At 58.8% G+C, this 13,519-nt stretch carries 17 protein-coding genes; 11 read left to right on the top strand and 6 right to left on the bottom strand.

The features are described from left to right. Positions 1–29 precede the first annotated feature (29 nt). The 3 genes from ACQZ60_RS06145 to ACQZ60_RS06135 all read right to left on the bottom strand — a co-directional run bounded on the left by ACQZ60_RS06145 (position 30) and on the right by ACQZ60_RS06135 (position 1,604). Positions 30–371 carry a cupin domain-containing protein gene (locus tag ACQZ60_RS06145; protein WP_003521533.1) on the bottom strand — a complete coding sequence of 114 codons (342 nt, stop codon included), beginning with the start codon at positions 369–371 and terminating at the stop codon, positions 30–32. 114 nt (positions 372–485) lie between these two features. Beyond that, the gene (locus ACQZ60_RS06140; RefSeq protein WP_020810498.1) at positions 486–986 is read right to left on the bottom strand and encodes a hypothetical protein; all 501 of its coding nucleotides are present in this window, start codon (positions 984–986) and stop codon (positions 486–488) included. 153 nt (positions 987–1,139) lie between these two features. Next, entirely contained in the window at positions 1,140–1,604 is a 465-nt protein-coding gene (locus ACQZ60_RS06135) for a hypothetical protein (RefSeq protein ID WP_020810499.1), read from the bottom strand. Positions 1,605–1,769: 165 nt separating this feature from the next. On the opposite strand from ACQZ60_RS06135, the gene ACQZ60_RS06130 reads away from it, so the two are divergent. Continuing rightward, a complete protein-coding gene (locus ACQZ60_RS06130) occupies positions 1,770–2,225 on the top strand; it encodes a MarR family winged helix-turn-helix transcriptional regulator (protein ID WP_020810500.1) in 456 nt (151 codons plus the stop codon). Positions 2,226–2,377: 152 nt separating this feature from the next. Here the strand turns inward: ACQZ60_RS06130 and ACQZ60_RS06125 are convergent, their stop codons facing one another. Continuing rightward, positions 2,378–3,661: an O-acetylhomoserine aminocarboxypropyltransferase gene (locus ACQZ60_RS06125; protein WP_448734915.1), complete on the bottom strand. Its 1,284-nt coding sequence runs from the start codon at positions 3,659–3,661 to the stop codon at positions 2,378–2,380. 74 nt (positions 3,662–3,735) lie between these two features. Continuing rightward, on the bottom strand, positions 3,736–4,170 hold the full coding sequence (locus ACQZ60_RS06120) for a CoA-binding protein (RefSeq protein WP_448734914.1): 435 nt from the start codon (positions 4,168–4,170) through the stop codon (positions 3,736–3,738). Between the two features lie 906 nt (positions 4,171–5,076). On the opposite strand from ACQZ60_RS06120, the gene ACQZ60_RS06115 reads away from it, so the two are divergent. The 8 genes from ACQZ60_RS06115 to ACQZ60_RS06080 all read left to right on the top strand — a co-directional run bounded on the left by ACQZ60_RS06115 (position 5,077) and on the right by ACQZ60_RS06080 (position 10,718). Continuing rightward, positions 5,077–5,913 carry an EamA family transporter gene (locus ACQZ60_RS06115; RefSeq protein WP_269827819.1) on the top strand — a complete coding sequence of 279 codons (837 nt, stop codon included), beginning with the start codon at positions 5,077–5,079 and terminating at the stop codon, positions 5,911–5,913. 253 nt (positions 5,914–6,166) lie between these two features. Beyond that, on the top strand, positions 6,167–6,631 hold the full coding sequence (gene rplM, locus ACQZ60_RS06110) for a 50S ribosomal protein L13 (RefSeq protein WP_003502335.1): 465 nt from the start codon (positions 6,167–6,169) through the stop codon (positions 6,629–6,631). Positions 6,632–6,633: 2 nt separating this feature from the next. Then, on the top strand, positions 6,634–7,101 hold the full coding sequence (gene rpsI, locus ACQZ60_RS06105; protein WP_003521540.1) for a 30S ribosomal protein S9: 468 nt from the start codon (positions 6,634–6,636) through the stop codon (positions 7,099–7,101). A 117-nt stretch (positions 7,102–7,218) separates the two neighbouring features. Then, positions 7,219–7,584 carry a type II toxin-antitoxin system RelE/ParE family toxin gene (locus tag ACQZ60_RS06100; protein WP_020811160.1) on the top strand — a complete coding sequence of 122 codons (366 nt, stop codon included), beginning with the start codon at positions 7,219–7,221 and terminating at the stop codon, positions 7,582–7,584. Continuing rightward, positions 7,574–7,906 carry an XRE family transcriptional regulator gene (locus tag ACQZ60_RS06095; protein WP_149741484.1) on the top strand — a complete coding sequence of 111 codons (333 nt, stop codon included), beginning with the start codon at positions 7,574–7,576 and terminating at the stop codon, positions 7,904–7,906. Before ACQZ60_RS06100 ends, ACQZ60_RS06095 begins: the two co-directional genes overlap by 11 nt. After that, entirely contained in the window at positions 7,906–8,859 is a 954-nt protein-coding gene (speB, locus tag ACQZ60_RS06090; RefSeq protein ID WP_448734913.1) for an agmatinase, read from the top strand. The genes ACQZ60_RS06095 and speB overlap by 1 nt, the downstream gene beginning before the upstream one ends. A 70-nt stretch (positions 8,860–8,929) precedes the next feature. Next, positions 8,930–9,862: an N-acetyl-gamma-glutamyl-phosphate reductase gene (argC, locus tag ACQZ60_RS06085; protein ID WP_035217708.1), complete on the top strand. Its 933-nt coding sequence runs from the start codon at positions 8,930–8,932 to the stop codon at positions 9,860–9,862. Positions 9,863–9,872: 10 nt separating this feature from the next. Further along, the gene (locus ACQZ60_RS06080; protein WP_448734912.1) at positions 9,873–10,718 is read left to right on the top strand and encodes an aminoglycoside phosphotransferase family protein; all 846 of its coding nucleotides are present in this window, start codon (positions 9,873–9,875) and stop codon (positions 10,716–10,718) included. A 6-nt stretch (positions 10,719–10,724) separates the two neighbouring features. Here ACQZ60_RS06080 and ACQZ60_RS06075 read toward each other — a convergent pair whose 3' ends face one another. Beyond that, positions 10,725–11,828: a COX15/CtaA family protein gene (locus tag ACQZ60_RS06075; protein ID WP_162935989.1), complete on the bottom strand. Its 1,104-nt coding sequence runs from the start codon at positions 11,826–11,828 to the stop codon at positions 10,725–10,727. Positions 11,829–11,971: 143 nt separating this feature from the next. Here ACQZ60_RS06075 and ACQZ60_RS06070 point away from each other — a divergent pair, with 143 nt between their 5' ends. Together ACQZ60_RS06070 and uppA are read left to right on the top strand one after the other, a co-directional pair. Further along, positions 11,972–12,184, top strand: a complete 213-nt coding sequence (locus ACQZ60_RS06070; protein ID WP_020811154.1) for a DUF2842 domain-containing protein — start codon at positions 11,972–11,974, stop codon at positions 12,182–12,184. Positions 12,185–12,281: 97 nt separating this feature from the next. Beyond that, positions 12,282–13,508, top strand: coding sequence for a polysaccharide biosynthesis GNAT family N-acetyltransferase UppA (gene uppA, locus ACQZ60_RS06065; RefSeq protein WP_448734911.1), 1,227 nt, complete (start codon positions 12,282–12,284; stop codon positions 13,506–13,508). Positions 13,509–13,519 lie beyond the last annotated feature (11 nt).

Genomic DNA, 13,519 nt, shown 5'->3' with positions numbered 1-13,519 from the left:
GGTAGAGCACTCGCAAGAACCATCCGGTTTCAGAGCCGGATGACATAATCCTTTCGCGTCGTCTCCACCACCTCCCACGTGCCCGTAAAGCCCGGACGCAGGATAACGCGGTCGCCCGGTCTCAGATCGCGCGGCGCACCGCCGTCTTCGGTCAGGATGGAATGGCCTTCGAGAATGTTGAAATATTCCCATTCGTCATAGACCACCCGCCATTTGCCGGGCGTGGACTGCCAGATGCCGGCATAGATGCCGCCGGGAGCTTCCTCGAGATTCCATGTGGTGAATTTGGGATCGCCGGAAATCAGTCTTTCCGGCGCTGGCGCACCGTATTCCAGCTCGGCGATATCATCGAAGGACAGAAAATTCGTCATGACGTCCCCTGTCCGTCAAATATGGTTGGCCATACAGCTTTGCTCAATTGTGGGCGCTTCGTCAAATAGTCTCGGGTGTTCCGGTTGGGCGTTGCCGCCGAGGAAACGAGGCGCCTACTCCATCTTCGTCCAGCCGAAAACCAGCCAGGTGTATTTCGACTTCTTGTCGGGTTCGGCCGTGTACGTCATCTGTATATCGCCGTCCTTCGCGTAAATATCGAGCCGGGGCGCGGTATCCAGCTTCAGCCATAGCGAACTCTTGTCAAAAGACCATGTGCCGCACCAGACGCATGAACCTGAGGGATCGCCGGGTTGATGGAAATTGTAGCGACCGTCCGCCGTGATCTCCAGATAATCAAACGCGGAATAAAATGTCGTCACCGTCTCCTGGAACAATGTCGCATCCGCTTCCTGCCGGGAGGTGGGCGCAGTCTTCATATCGCGCGGCGGGCGGCTGGTCGCACCGGTGAGCTTCCATTTTCCGACAAAGTCCTGCTGCGTCGGGAAATATTCCGCCTCGGCCTTTGCCGGCGAAACCGAAACTACGACCGGTATGTCAGCCACACCCGCGACCCCGATTGCAAGGAGAAGGGTGACAATACGGAGCATTTTCATATGGCGTATCTTTCGCGATGGGACTGAAGGAGCCTGTTCTAGGCGGATTCGGCGCTTTGAGTAAGATGGTCGCGGATGAACGGAAGCAGCGCGCCGCTCAATCTGGCACCGAAGTTTTCTACACAGACCGGTGGAAACCGGCAGCGTACGGGCTCAGTTTCCTGCTGATTTCGCGAGCGCGATGAACAGGAGGATCACCGCAAGAAACTCGATGGGAAGTCGCCAGCGGCTCAATCGGACCCATCTGGCCGCAGCATTGGAAGCGGCCGTTGCGTCCCCGGCCAATCCCGTCTCAAACCGAAGCGCCATTGGGATGAAATATGCAAAAGACCAGATCCGCGCGACAAGGTGCGCGGCGAGTGCGGACCATATCCAGACGCGAATTGCGGGATGAGCCCATGTCAGCCAGACAGCGGGGAGCAAGGCCACCTCAAACAGCCCGTGAGCGGGACCCCAGAAAAGCTTTCGGTTGATCCCGCCCCGTTCAGGCTGGATCAGCATCGGCTGCGAAGGCCACACCCTATCGACAAGAAGCGTCTCATAGATGCCGCCGCCCAGCCCGACGCTCCCAAGAACAGCGGCGACGACAATCGCGTAGAAAACCAGCGGCTCGAACATCTCTCACCTCTTCCAGAAATCGCCGTGACGCCTGCGAGAGCATGGCCAGCACACATTTTCCACTTTTCGACGCTCACAGGCGTAAGCAGCATATTTAACGCTGGCGAAATCACATCCGGCCAATTATCTTGATGACTATTATTTCTTAATTATTGAGATATTCAAATGTCAAGAGATATCCTGGATCGCCGGTTGACCGACGCACTTCGCCAGGCCAGCGCGCAATCATTGCTCATCAGCCAGTCCATCGCGGCAAAGGCTCGGATGAACACCACCGATCTGGAGTGCCTAGACATCCTTCAGATGCAAGGCCAGGCGAGTGCGGGTGAACTTGCAAGATCGACCGGCCTGACGACCGGAGCGGTGACGGCGCTGCTCGACCGGCTGGAGAAGGCCGGCTTCATAAAGCGCTTGCCCGACCCTGCGGATCGTCGGCGCGTGCTGGCAGCGCCTCATCCCGAAAAAATGCGGGAATTGTTTCAGATGTATGCGCCCCTTCAGGAAAAGATGGAGGCGCTCTATGGGGAATATGATGAAGAGCAATTGCAGCTCATCATCGGTTTCATGGAAAAATCATGTGCCATTTCGAAGGACTTCATTGGCACTTTGCAGAAGAAATAAGCTGAATGCAGCCGAGCGAGTGCACCTCGCCGCAACACGCAAATCCGCTGCCGCCGAAAGCACCCTGTTTCCATGGTTTTCCGGCGGCCGCTCAATCACACTTAAATATCATTGGGGGTCACGCGGGCACCAAACTCGCGTGAGCCACCACATCAGACCTTGGCGAGCGATTGCTCGAGATCGGCGATGATGTCCTTGACGTCCTCGATGCCGACCGACAGGCGAACCACATCCGGCCCGGCGCCGGCGGCCGTCTGCTGTTCCGATGTCAGCTGCGCATGGGTGGTGGAGGCCGGGTGGATGACGAGAGAGCGCGTGTCGCCGATATTGGCGAGATGGGAGAAGAGCTGCAGCCCTTCCACCAGCGCCTTGCCGGCCGCATAACCGCCCCTGACGCCGAAGGTGAAGACGGAGCCCGCCCCCTTTGGCGAATAATGCTGCTGGATAGCGTGGTTGTCGCTGTCTTCCAGCCCCGCATAATGCACCCAACCAACCTTGGGATGCGCCTTCAGCCATTTCGCGACGGCGAGCGCATTGTCGGAATGGCGCTGAACGCGCAGCGGCAGCGTCTCGATGCCGGTCAGGATGAGGAAGGCATTGAAGGGTGAGATCGCCGGGCCGAGGTCACGCAAGCCCAGCACACGGCAGGCGATGGCGAAGGCGAAATTGCCGAAGGTCTGGTGCAGCACGACGCCGGAATATTCCGGCCGGGGCTGTGACAACGCCGGATATCTGTCTGTCGCGGACCAGTCGAAGGTTCCGCCGTCAACGATGATGCCACCCATGGAGTTGCCGTGGCCGCCGAGGAATTTCGTCAGCGAATGCAGCACGATATCCGCGCCATGTTCCAGCGGCCGCAGCAGATAGGGGCTCGCCATGGTATTGTCGACGATCAGCGGCAGACCGTGCCGGTGGGCGACCTCGGCGATTGCGGCGATATCCACGAAAGTACCGCCCGGATTGGCAAGGCTTTCGATGAAGACGGCACGGGTGCGCTCATCGATCTGCGCCTCGAAGCTGGCCGGATCGGTGGCGTCGGCCCAGCGGACCTGCCAGTCGAAGCCCTTGAAGGCATGGCCGAACTGGTTGATCGAGCCGCCATAGAGCTGGCGGGCGGCGACGAAATTGTCGCCGGATTGCAGCAGCGTATGGAAGACCAGCAATTGCGCGGCATGGCCGGACGCGACGGCAAGCGCGGCCGTGCCGCCCTCCAGTGCTGCCACGCGCTCTTCCAGAACCGCCTGAGTGGGGTTCATGATGCGGGTGTAGATATTGCCGAACTCTTTTAATCCGAACAGGGCGGCGGCGTGATCGGCGTCGCGGAAAGCATAGGCCGTGGTCTGATAAATGGGTGTGGCACGCGCGCCGGTGGTCGGATCCGGTTGCGCGCCCGCATGAACGGCCAGCGTCGAAAACCCGGGATTGCTGCTCGGCATGATGTTTCCTCCAATTGGAATTTCGGAGGGATCATAATGCCTTGCCGCCAAATGATAAGTCCGATCCGTACCAACTATCGCACAATATTGAGACGCGGATACTCAATTGCAGGACAACGATCCATCACGACTTCCATACCGTAGGCTTCCGCCTTGGCGGCGGCATTGTCATCGCGAACGGAAAGCTGGCCCCAGATTACCGATGGCCGCTCCGGCAGCAATATCGCCTCCTCGACGATTGCCGACAAATATTCCGGCGCCCGGAAAACGTCGATCATGTCCACCGGCTCGGGAATATCGGCGAGTTTGGCATAGACCTTCTGCCCCAATATCTCCTTGCCTGCCTGGCCGGGATTGACCGGAAACACACGATACCCCCTGGAAAGCAGGAAGCGCATGACGCCGTGGCTCGGCCTGTCCGGATTGGGCGAAGCACCGAGCAGGGCGATGGTTTTGACATCGGTCAGAATTTTTCTGATGTAGTCGGGCTCGTAACTATCATGCTGCATGTTAACTTATCCCTTCTGGAGCGTCGCATGGTTTGAAGAATACCAATGCAGGTGCGCCATTCGAAAGCGCCGCGAGCATAGCGTCTCCTGCATAATTCCACCGACACATTCCTGACGCTACAGGTTGCGTCCGCCCTTCCATCTAGGAAGGTTCTTCGCTCTCTTGAACCCCTGCCCGGTTGAAAAATTGCAGCTACGGCAGAAACCCCGCCGCGCAGTGGCACGTTTTCGCCCACGCAAAATGATTTCACCAAACGTCGGAATGCCGGTTGTACTGACTATTTTTGTCCAGTTTTCAAAATGACGCGAATTGCCGCAAATAAGGGTCCAAACAACATTAGCGTGCAATTCATGCGCTCTTCGTCTCCTGTTTGTTTTCATTCCGTTCACAGGAAAATTAGAGACATCTAATTTTCAGAAAGTTATTCTGTAAATCAATCTATACACCAATCTGCAACGTTACAGTTGCCAATTCGTGAAAGATGTGAAATTTCTTTTCATGCGCGCCTTCGCCCGATTGATACACCTTGCGCCCGAAGCACCATGGCGCACTGGGCGCCAATATTTGACAAATTTGGTAGTATTTTTAGCGAAAATTCGTCGTGAGGCGAAACCATAAGCTGTGCGTCGGACGCTCATGCGTCCATCTGACGGATGAAATCATGAGCAGAACGCCATATCGTCCCGGCGCAAAATCATTCCCCGCCGCCATGACATGCACAAAGCATAAATTTTACGCGCGTTGCAGTATTCGCTGCGTTCACAGGCCGTTTGCGGGCGGTTCCACGGGCGCAAAACGCGTGCTCGAACAATCGGGAAAGGCTTGCTGCCCTAACCGAAAATCGATTCCGGTTTTCAAGCCGATGCTATAGGTTGCCCAAAGTAGCCCGCGAGCGAGTCTCTATTGTGACATTTGACATTCTTCTTCTGGTGCTCCTGGGCGCGATACTGCATGCCGGATGGAATGCGCTGGTCAAGGCCGGATCCGACAAATCGCTGGATGCCTCGCTGATCGCGGCGGGTGCTGCGGCCTGTTCGCTGCCGTTTCTGCCTTTCCTGCCATTTCCCGCGCCGGTCGCCATTCCTTTCCTGATCGCTTCGGCCGTTCTGCAATTCGCCTATTTCCGGCTTGTCGCCGCCGCCTATACGATCGGCGACATCGGTCTTGTTTATCCCGTCATGCGCGGCGTAGCGCCCCTGATCGTCGCGGCGACGAGCAGCCTGTTCCTGAGCGAGATTTTAAGCCCGCTGGCCCTTGCCGGCATCGCCGTCATCTCCGGCGGCATTCTGACGCTCGCTTTCGAGGCGCGGCGCGGTGGCGGAAAGGCGATCACGGTCGCCCTGCTCAACGCTTTCGTGATCGCATCCTACACCTTCGTCGACGGTGTCGGCGCAAGGCTTTCCGGCAACGCCATCTCCTATACGCTGTGGATGTCGCTTCTGCCGCCCGTGCTGCTTTTCGGCTTCGCATTTTACCAGCGCGGTGTGGGCCCGGTCGCGGACCATGTCCGGCGCAACTGGTGGCGCGGGCTGATTGGCGGCGGCGGCTCCATTCTCTCCTACGGGCTGGCGCTCTACGCCATGACCAAGGCGCCCGTCGCCGTCGTCGCGGCGCTCCGGGAAACCTCCATTCTCTTTGCGCTGGTGATCTCCGTGGTGATCCTGAAAGAACGCGCCAGCATCTGGCGTTATCTTGCCGGAGGCATCATTGCAGCGGGCGTTCTGGTGATGCGACTGGGGTAAAACAGGGCTGCTCGATGAGGTAAAATAACACCCCATAATCAAGCCATTGTTTTTGCTACCTTATTTTTACGACCTCCAGAATCCGTCATATTGACGCTTTCGCTCGCGCACCGTATAAGCGCGCCAGATCGGATTCCAGCCGGAATAGGGTCATTTGCGGTTGCCCCTGGCGGCAATCAAACCAAGCAACAAGAAACGCCCGTATGCTCTTATTTAAAAGAGGATGACGGGTCCACGTTAGAAAGTGAAATCCATGTCTACTTTCGTTCAGAAGCCTGCTGAGGTGGAGAAGAAGTGGGTCATCATCGACGCCGAAGGCCTCGTTGTTGGTCGCCTCGCCACCATCGTTGCAACCCGCCTGCGCGGCAAGCACAAGGCTACCTACACCCCCCACGTTGATGATGGCGACAACGTCATCGTTATCAACGCGGAAAAGGTTGCCTTCACCGGCAACAAGTACTCCGACAAGAAGTACTACTGGCACACCGGTCACCCGGGTGGCATCAAGGAGCGTACGGCTCGCCAGATCATCGAAGGCCGCTTTCCGGAGCGCGTCGTTGAAAAGGCCATCGAGCGCATGATCCCGCGCGGCCCGCTCGGCCGTCGCCAGATGAAGAACCTGCGCGTTTACGCCGGCTCGAACCATCCGCACGAAGCACAGCAGCCCACCGTTCTCGACGTGGCCGCGCTTAACAAGAAGAACGTAAGGAGCGCCTGATAATGGCCGATCTTTCCTCTCTGAAAGACCTCGCCCCGGCATCGGAAGCTTCGGCTCCCGTGCATGTCCGCAAGGTTGACACCCTCGGCCGCTCCTACGCGACCGGCAAGCGCAAGAACGCCGTAGCCCGCGTATGGGTGAAGGCCGGTTCTGGCAAGATCATCATCAACGGCCGCGATTTCACCACGTATTTCGCACGTCCGGTTCTGCAGATGATCCTTCAGCAGCCGATCGTCGCCGCTGCCCGCACGGGTCAGTTCGACATCATCGCCACCGTTGCCGGTGGTGGTCTGTCCGGTCAGGCCGGCGCCGTTCGTCACGGTCTGTCCAAGGCCCTCACCTACTTCGAACCGGGCCTGCGCTCCGTTCTGAAGAAGGGTGGCTTCCTGACCCGCGACAGCCGCGTTGTCGAGCGTAAGAAGTACGGTAAGGCCAAGGCCCGCCGTTCGTTCCAGTTCTCGAAGCGCTAATCGCTTCTCAGAACGGTTCGTTCAGAACTTCGAAAGGCGGGGCTTCGGCTCCGCCTTTTTTATTTTGTCCCCCCGACGGCATCTTGAATTATTCCCTCAAGGGAATAATATTGCCTCATGAATTATGTCGTCGAGTATACGGACGAATTCGGAACATGGTGGGAAACGCTTGAAGAAAGCGAACACATCAGCATCGACGCTCATGTTCAGAAACTGGAAGAACGTGGCCCTCGCCTGCCGTTCCCCTATTCGAGCGGCATTTATGGATCGCGTCACGCGCATATGCGCGAATTGCGAATCCAAAGTAGCGGAAAGCCGTTGCGGATTTTTTATGCCTTCGATCCCCGTCGAATGGCGATCCTCTTGATTGGAGGCGACAAGACGGGAGACAAACGGTTTTATGACCGCATGATCCCAATTGCCGACGACCTTTATGACGAGCATCTGGCCGAGCTTGAAAAGGAGAAACACAATGAGCGGTAGGCACAGTTTTGCGCGGTTGCGCAACCGGATGTCGGACGACGCGCGTGTTAAGTCTAAAACCGAAGCAGATCGTCTGGAAGAAGAAATGAACCTTGCGGATGTTCGCAGGGCGCTGAAACTCTCGCAGGACGAAATAGCGCAGGCACTGGATATCGGCCAAAGCTCCGTCGCAAAACTGGAAAAGCGCGCTGATATGTATGTTGGTACCTTACGCCGGTTCATCGAGGCGATGGGCGGCGAACTTGAAATCGTCGCGCGCTTCGACGGCCGCGCGATCAAAATTCGCAACTTCGCCGATCTTGCAGAAAAGGCGGATAAATAATGCCCAACAAAACCATCGACCATGCCTTCACCGCAACGACCCTGACATCGGCCGCCACCGACCCGACCCATGCGGGCGTACTCTCCTTCATGCGGCGCAAATATACCAAGAACCTCAAGGGCGTATCGACGGCCATCTGGGGCATTCCCTTCGATGCGGCCACCTCCAACCGGCCGGGCGCCCGTTTCGGGCCGCAGGCGATCCGCCGCGCCTCGGCGATCTTCGACAACGATCCGCAATATCCCTTCGCGCGCGATCTCTTCGCCCATATGCCGACCATCGACTATGGCGACTGTCTGCTCGACTATGGCAATCACTGGAAAACGCCTGATACGATCGAAAAGGAAGCGCGCCGGATCATCTCCAAGACGGATTACCTGCTGACGCTCGGCGGCGATCACTTCATTACCTGGCCGCTCCTGAAGGCGCATGTGGCCAAGCATGGGCCGCTGGCGCTGGTGCAGTTCGATGCGCATCAGGACACCTGGTTCGACGACGGCAAGCGCATCGACCACGGTTCCTTCGTGGCCCGCGCCGTGCGCGATGGCCTGATTGATCCTGACCGGTCCATCCAGATCGGCATCCGCACCCATGCGCCTGACGATTTCGGCATTCGCATCCTCCACGGTTACGAGGTGGAGGAAATGCGGGCGGGCGATATCGCTTCGCTGATCGTCAAGCACACGGCCGGCATGCCCGCCTATCTGACCTTCGATATCGATTGCCTCGATCCCGCCTTTGCGCCGGGAACCGGCACGCCGGTGGCCGGCGGGCCGACCAGCGCTAAAATTCTCTCCGTACTGCGTGGGCTTGGCCAGCTGGATATTCGCGGCTCGGACGTCGTGGAAGTCGCGCCCGCATACGACCATGCTGACATTACCGCCATTGCCGGAGCCACCGTTGCAATGTATATGCTTGGCCTGCGCGCCGAACGGCTGGCCAAGGCTGGCTGATAAAGAAACCGGCGCTTGCCGAACTGATTCCGATTACCCTCGCAACCCTTTGAAAAGTCAGGACAAGGACATGACAGCGAAGATCTTCATCGATGGCGAACACGGCACCACGGGTCTGCAGATCCGCACGCGCCTTGCCGGTCGCCGCGATATTGAGCTGCTGTCCATACCCGAGGCCGAGCGCCGCAATGCGGCGATGCGCGAGGATATGCTCAACAATGCCGACATTTCGATCCTCTGCCTGCCGGACGATGCTTCCCGAGAAGCCGTCTCGATGGTGGCCGGCAATAACAATGTCCGCATCATCGATACCTCGACCGCTTATCGCGTCCATCAGGACTGGGCCTATGGTTTTGCCGAAATGGATAAGGAACAGGGCGAGAAGGTTCGTTCCGCCCGTCTCGTCGCCAATCCGGGCTGCTACCCGACCGGCGCGATCGCGCTTCTGCGCCCGCTGCGCGCCGCAGGCCTCCTGCCCGACGGTTATCCGGTCAGCGTCAATGCGGTTTCCGGTTACACCGGCGGTGGCAAGCAGATGATCGCCCAGATGGAAGACCAGAGCCGCGATGACGCGATCAGCGCCAATAATTTCCTCTATGGCCTGACGCTCAAGCACAAGCACGTGCCGGAGATGACCATTCATGGCCAGCTCGACCGCGCACCGTTGTTTTCGCCCTCCGTCGGTCGTTTCCCGCAGGGCATGATCGTGCAGGTTCCGCTGTTTGCCGCCGACCTGAAGGAAGGCGCGACCGTCGAAACGATCCATGCGGCGCTGACCGCCCACTATGCGGGACAGGACATCGTCAACGTGGTGCCGCTTGCCGAAAGCAAGGGGCTCGCGCGCATCGACGCCGAGGAACTGGCAGGCAAGGACACGATGAAGCTCTTCGTCTTCGGTACGCCGGGCGGCGAACACATCAACCTCGTCGCGCTGCTTGACAATCTCGGCAAGGGCGCATCCGGTGCGGCTGTGCAGAACATGGAACTGATGCTCTCCGCATGAGACTTTTCTCATGAAGATTGCCCCGCCCTCTTTTCCGGCCTCGTGGAATATCGAGGCCGCGAAACCTATAGCCGATACGCCGGCCGGGGTGGTCTACGAACTTACGCGCGGCGACGGTTCCCTCGCCGTCGCCAAGGTTCTGAAAAAGAAAGTATTGAAGGACAGCCTTCGCGGCGCGGATTTCATTAAATGGCGCGCCGGCATCGGCTGCGTGGAGCTGCTCGACCGCTCCGACGATATTCTGCTGATGGAACATGCCGGCACGGAGACCCTGCGCGACGTGCTGTTTCGCGACGGCAACGATGATGCCACCACGGAAATCGCCGCCGATGTCCTGCTCAAATATCATCAGCCATCGCAGCAGAAGCCGCCTTCAAGCCTGCTGACGCTGCCACTCTATTTCGAGAGCCTGTTCCGCAAGGCCGAACAGGAGCGTACCGACGGCGTGGACAGTCCCTATATCGAGGCGGCCACGCTGGCGCAGGCACTGATCGACCGGCAGCGGGATGTGAAGCCGCTGCACGGCGATCTGCATCACGAGAACATCATGCGCAGTGAACGCGGCTGGATCATCATCGATCCGGCCGGCCTGATCGGTGATGCGGCGCTCGATGTCGCCAACATGTTCTCCAATCCGCTCGACCGTTTCGACCTTACCCGCAGCGAGGCGCGCATCGCCTCCATGGCGGCGATCTTTGCGATGGCTCTGCAACGGGACGAACGGCTATTGCTGCAATATGCCTTTGCCTATGGCTGCCTTTCTGCCGCGTGGCATGAAGAGGATGGCAATGCGGAGGAACGCGACAACGAACTCGCCGTCGCGGCCACCATCAAAACGGTGCTCGGGCAGTTCTAAACCGCTTCAATCCCTGACTTCGACCGCAACGGGCGCCGGATATTCGCCGATGAAACCGCGCCAATGGGCGACGGCGAAACCGAGCACGATCAGCGCCATGCCCTGATGAGCGAGCGCGACGTGAATATCCACATGCATCAAAAGCGTGGTGATGCCGAGCGCCGCCTGAATGGAGACGAGTACGAAGAACAGCACCGCGCGGCGGGCATGCGGTGTATTAGGCAAGGCGCGGGCCATAGACACCATATGCCACAGCGTGGCGGCAAACAGCGTGTAGGCGCCGAGGCGGTGGACGAATTGCACCGTCTTGGGATTCTCGAAGAGGTTGATCCACCAGGGCTGTTGCAGGAAGAGATCGCCCGGCACCAGCGAGCCGTCCATCAGCGGCCAGGTATTATAGGAAAGGCCGGCATTCAGCCCCGCCACCAATGCGCCGAGATAGATCTGGAAGAGACAGAGCACTGTCAGCAGCGCGGCAAAGCCCCTGCCCGTTTTTTCGTCGGCCGCCTCGGGGGAATGATGCGACAGTCCGCGCAAAATCCACATGCAGCCCGCAAAGATGAGGCAGGCGATGGTTAGATGCGTGGCAAGGCGATATTGCGAAACATCCGTGCGGTTGACGAGGCCGGAAGAGACCATCCACCAGCCGATGAAGCCCTGAAAGCCACCAAGCGCCAGAAGGCCGACCAGCGGCAGGCGCAGGCGCTTTTCGACGCGGCCGGTGAGCCAGAAGAAGGCGAGCGGCAAAGCGAAGATGACGCCGATGGTGCGGGCAAGCAGGCGATGCGCCCATTCCCACCAGAAAATCGTCTTGAACTCGTCGAGCGACATGCCCTTGTTGATTTCCTGATATTGGGGAATGCGCTTGTAGAGCTGGAACTCCTCTTCCCATTCGGCAACGGAAAGCGGCGGAATGGCGCCGTGGATCGGCTTCCATTCGGTAATCGACAGGCCGGATTCGGTAAGCCGCGTCGCGCCGCCGACGAGCACGAGACAGAAGAGCGTGAAAAGCACGACGCGCAGCCAGATGCGCAGCAGGCGGCGGTCCTTCTCCTGTTTCTGCAGGGCAGCCTCCACCACCATTTCCGCAGAACCATTTGCCATCGTCATGCCGCTCGAACGCATCTTTCAGGTCTCCCTCATACAGTCATGTTGATTAGCCCCAACCGGCACCACAAAACAAGGCCTCAGGGTTTGCGGCATGCGGTCGCGGCGCTATAGTCCCGCACAGATACTCAATGACGGAAGACTTCATGCACCCTCGCCTCAGATCGCTTATCGGCACCATCGTCATCATCTGCCTCGTCGTCGTCTACGCCGTGGTGGCGACGGCCATTGCATCGGCGGCGCTGGCGCAATCGCCCTGGTGGGTGCATCTCGCTTATTTCGTGCTGACCGGAATCCTGTGGGTTCTGCCGGCGATGCTGATCATCAAATGGATGGCCGGACCCAAAAAGCAGGGTTAAGCGCCGACCATAGCATGACACCCTGAGGTCGCAATTTTATAAACCGATTGTTTGCCGCTCAGCGATATAGTCCGACCGAAACAACCGGAGAGAGTGGATGGCGGCTGAGGGGCCGGTCTTTATCAGCGACGAGCAAGCGCCGACCGCCGTGCAAAACGAGCGGCGGGGTGCTGATCGTCTGTTGATCGATCTGGTCGATGACGCCTCCACCATCCGTGCCGACTGGGAGCGACTGGAAAACGACCCGCTCAATTCACTGCATCAGGGTTTCGGCTGGTGCTCCATCTGGGCGCAGACGCAGAATAGCGCGCTCCTGACGCTTCGCGGCCGGCAGGGCGGCAAGACGATCTTTCTGCTGCCGCTCGAAATCGTACTGGAAGGTGGCATCCGCAAAGCGCGTTTTCCCGGCGGCCGTTTCAACAATATCAATACGGGGCTTTTCGACCCCTCCTTTGCCGAACAGGCCGGACAGGAAATCGCAGCGGCGATTGCCCGCGAAGCGCGGAAGCTGCTGCATGGCCGGGCCGATATTCTGGCTTTGCAGAACATACCCCTGACGTGGCGCGACAGGACCAATCCCCTCTCGCATCTTGCTTCCGTCGAAAACCAGAATCCGGCCTTCCAGATTCCCCTGTTCGAAAGCTTCGAGGCCACGCTTCGGCAGGTCAATGCCAAGAGGCGACGGAAGAAGTTCCGCATCCAGAGCCGCAGGGCCGAGGAAATGGGCGGTTACAGCCATGTGATCGCACGGTCGCCACAGGAAAAGTGCGAATTGTTGCAGGCATTTTTCCGCCAGAAAGCTGCCCGTTTCGCCTCGCAGGGCATTCCGGATGTGTTTCGGGATCAATCGGTGCGGGATTTCTTCTACGATCTGGCCAATTTTCCCGAGATGGGCACGGACAGTCTGCTGGAGCTGCATGCCATTCGCCTGCATGGCGAAAGCGAGGGCGTCATCGCCGCGATAGCCGGCCTTTCTCGCAAGCAGGATCACATCATCTGCCAGTTCGGTTCGATCGATGAATCCGTTTCGGAACTCAGCCCCGGTGAATTGCTGTTCTGGCTGATGATCGAAAGGGCATGCCGCGAAAAAGCGGCCATCTTCGATTTCGGCGTCGGCGACCAGCTCTATAAGCGCAGCTGGTGCCCGCTTTTCACCGTGCAGCACGATATATTCCTGCCGGTGACGTTGAAGGGTCGTGTTGCGGCCTCGGCCTATGTCGCCATCGCCCGGACGAAGAGCCTGATCAAATCCAATCCGGCGCTTTATGCGCTCATTCAGCGTTTTCGCGCCGGACGCTCGAAGATGGACACCGCCACCGACTGAGCAGGGTTTTG

The organism is Agrobacterium sp. 22-223-1 (assembly GCF_053522385.1).
This window is presented reverse-complemented; position numbering and strand designations above follow the sequence as displayed.

Bases quoted from the DNA above. Each gene is read 5' to 3' on its own strand.
- ACQZ60_RS06130 (WP_020810500.1), top strand. From the start codon at position 1,770: ATGTCAAGAGATATCCTGGATCGCCGGTTGACCGACGCACTTCGCCAG.
- ACQZ60_RS06075 (WP_162935989.1), bottom strand. From the start codon at position 11,828: ATGACGATGGCAAATGGTTCTGCGGAAATGGTGGTGGAGGCTGCCCTG.
- rpsI (WP_003521540.1), top strand. From the start codon at position 6,634: ATGGCCGATCTTTCCTCTCTGAAAGACCTCGCCCCGGCATCGGAAGCT.
- ACQZ60_RS06095 (WP_149741484.1), top strand. From the start codon at position 7,574: ATGAGCGGTAGGCACAGTTTTGCGCGGTTGCGCAACCGGATGTCGGAC.
- ACQZ60_RS06070 (WP_020811154.1), top strand. From the start codon at position 11,972: ATGCACCCTCGCCTCAGATCGCTTATCGGCACCATCGTCATCATCTGC.
- speB (WP_448734913.1), top strand. From the start codon at position 7,906: ATGCCCAACAAAACCATCGACCATGCCTTCACCGCAACGACCCTGACA.
- rplM (WP_003502335.1), top strand. From the start codon at position 6,167: ATGTCTACTTTCGTTCAGAAGCCTGCTGAGGTGGAGAAGAAGTGGGTC.
- ACQZ60_RS06100 (WP_020811160.1), top strand. From the start codon at position 7,219: ATGAATTATGTCGTCGAGTATACGGACGAATTCGGAACATGGTGGGAA.
- ACQZ60_RS06135 (WP_020810499.1), bottom strand. From the start codon at position 1,604: ATGTTCGAGCCGCTGGTTTTCTACGCGATTGTCGTCGCCGCTGTTCTT.
- argC (WP_035217708.1), top strand. From the start codon at position 8,930: ATGACAGCGAAGATCTTCATCGATGGCGAACACGGCACCACGGGTCTG.
- ACQZ60_RS06125 (WP_448734915.1), bottom strand. From the start codon at position 3,661: ATGCCGAGCAGCAATCCCGGGTTTTCGACGCTGGCCGTTCATGCGGGC.
- ACQZ60_RS06145 (WP_003521533.1), bottom strand. From the start codon at position 371: ATGACGAATTTTCTGTCCTTCGATGATATCGCCGAGCTGGAATACGGT.
- ACQZ60_RS06120 (WP_448734914.1), bottom strand. From the start codon at position 4,170: ATGCAGCATGATAGTTACGAGCCCGACTACATCAGAAAAATTCTGACC.
- uppA (WP_448734911.1), top strand. From the start codon at position 12,282: ATGGCGGCTGAGGGGCCGGTCTTTATCAGCGACGAGCAAGCGCCGACC.
- ACQZ60_RS06080 (WP_448734912.1), top strand. From the start codon at position 9,873: ATGAAGATTGCCCCGCCCTCTTTTCCGGCCTCGTGGAATATCGAGGCC.
- ACQZ60_RS06140 (WP_020810498.1), bottom strand. From the start codon at position 986: ATGAAAATGCTCCGTATTGTCACCCTTCTCCTTGCAATCGGGGTCGCG.